The following is a 1,090-nucleotide window of genomic DNA, read 5'->3' as shown; positions in this document are numbered from 1 at the left end:
GGATGGGAGCGTCTCGGCCTGTCCGCTGGCATGACGGTGATTGTTCATTCGTCACTGTCGAGTCTTGGAACCGTGACGGGCGGCGCCGACACCGTCGTGGCCTCGCTGCTTGAGGCCGTCGGGTCCGGCGGTACGGTGGCGATGCCGGCGTTTACGCCTCAGATTGCAGATCCGTCTCCTGGTACCGTCGGTGTGCCAGATACCGCCACGCGCGGGCGCCGGGACGTGGTGCCGCTGTTCCATCCGGATATGCCCTCGGAAATGGGTGCGATAGCCGAGGCATTTCGCAAGCTTCCGGGAAGCGTCAGGAGCGCCCATCCCCAGGTGTCCGTATCCGCCCACGGACGCCACGCGGATCGTATCGTGGAGCCGCATCCGTTGGGATTCGCAGTGGGCCGAGACTCGCCGTTTGGCCGGTTGCATGACCTCGGGGCGCACATCTTGCTCGTTGGCGTTGGGCATAACCGAAACACCTTCCTGCACCACGCCGAGACGTTGTCTTTTGCACGTCGGTTGAAGATTCGGCGGTTCCCCAAGATCGTCGATGGCGAGCGGGTATGGGTCGAATCGCTCGATGTTGCGGACGATAACGGCCGGTTGTTCCCGAGCATCGGGGACGACTTCGAACGGAGGAGCGGAACCCGGATCATCAGGATGGGCCAAGCAGCCTGCCGGCTCATACCGGTGCCTCCGTTCGTGCACTTCGCAACGGGCCGGTTCGACGAGCTCCTCACGCAGGCACCCTCAACCAATGCGCGTCAGCGGTGACTGGCCGTCGCACTTGAACACGTCTCGTTGCCATCTATCCACTTGGCTGCGTGCGAAAGCGTCCGGCCTCGGGTCCAACGAGCGTTCGGAGCGGCGTCTGTCATTGAGCGATAACAGGCCGCGTACTAATCCATTCGGCACGAAGTATTGAAAATACCTCCTTGTCGTAACGCTTCCCGTCGTAGACCCAGCTACTGCGAAGAACGCCGTCCGAATGCATCCCCAGTCGCTGCGCGACAGCAACACTGCGGTCATTGTCGGTGCGGCACCGCCATTCAACGCGAGACATCCCCCGCTCTACGAAGGCCCACTCCATCAGCAG

At 62.7% G+C, this 1,090-nt stretch carries 2 protein-coding genes; one reads left to right on the top strand and one right to left on the bottom strand.

Annotation, left to right across the window (positions count from 1 at the left end; all coding sequences use genetic code 11):
• On the top strand, window positions 1-768 hold a 768-nt coding region (locus AB4Y86_RS19460), incomplete at its 5' end, for an aminoglycoside N(3)-acetyltransferase (RefSeq protein WP_441403755.1).
• A gap of 100 nt (window positions 769-868) precedes the next feature.
• On the opposite strand, the gene AB4Y86_RS19455 is transcribed toward AB4Y86_RS19460, so the two are convergent.
• Window positions 869-1,090, bottom strand: a 222-nt coding sequence (locus tag AB4Y86_RS19455; protein ID WP_441403754.1) for a GNAT family N-acetyltransferase, incomplete at its 5' end; no start/stop codon positions are given.

It is taken from the genome of Arthrobacter sp. 2YAF22_2, from assembly GCF_052114645.1.
GTDB lineage: Bacteria > Actinomycetota > Actinomycetes > Actinomycetales > Micrococcaceae > Arthrobacter.
The sequence above is the reverse complement of the archived record's forward strand: the minus strand, read 5'-3'. Positions and strand labels throughout refer to the sequence as shown.